1 pseudogene is annotated in these 513 nt (G+C 40.4%); it reads right to left on the bottom strand.

Going from position 1 to position 513, the window contains the following annotated elements:
• A pseudogene (locus tag MMP72_RS15775) lies at positions 1–485 on the bottom strand (alkyl hydroperoxide reductase subunit F); the annotation flags it as partial.
• Positions 486–513: the final 28 nt, after the last annotated feature.

Raw genomic sequence — 513 nt, forward strand, 5'->3', positions numbered from 1 at the left:
ACTTCATCTTGGAAGAATGCACCATCAATCATGGTAGTAGTGGTATTTGGATTGTTGATCGCAATCAAGTTCAATGCTTGAACCACATCTGGACAGTTATGGCAGCTCAAGGAGATGAACACATCAAAGTTCGCTTTTAAGTTCAAACCTTTAATTTGGTTCAACACCTCATCAGAGACTTTTGGGGCATAACCAGATACTTGTAACAAAGCCAAGATCAAAGAAGTAAACTCATGTCCCATGGGCAAGCCAGCAAAGAAGACACGTGGCTGTTCGCCTGTTTTAGCAACCCCAAAACTCGGACGGCGAGTGTTTACACCATCAAAACGCGCAGTTACTTGATCAGACAGTTCCGCAATTTCAGTAACCAGTTCTTTGATTTTTGCCGCTTTGTCGGAATCATCTAAAGCAGCAACCAACTCAATCGGACTTTCTAAACGTTCTAAGTAAGCTTTTAATTGCGTTTTAATATTTTGATCTAACATCTATGTCTCCAAATTCTCAACAATTCAA

The sequence above is a fragment of the Acinetobacter sp. NIPH 2699 genome, assembly GCF_022549355.1.
In the GTDB taxonomy this organism is placed as follows: Bacteria; Pseudomonadota; Gammaproteobacteria; order Pseudomonadales; family Moraxellaceae; genus Acinetobacter.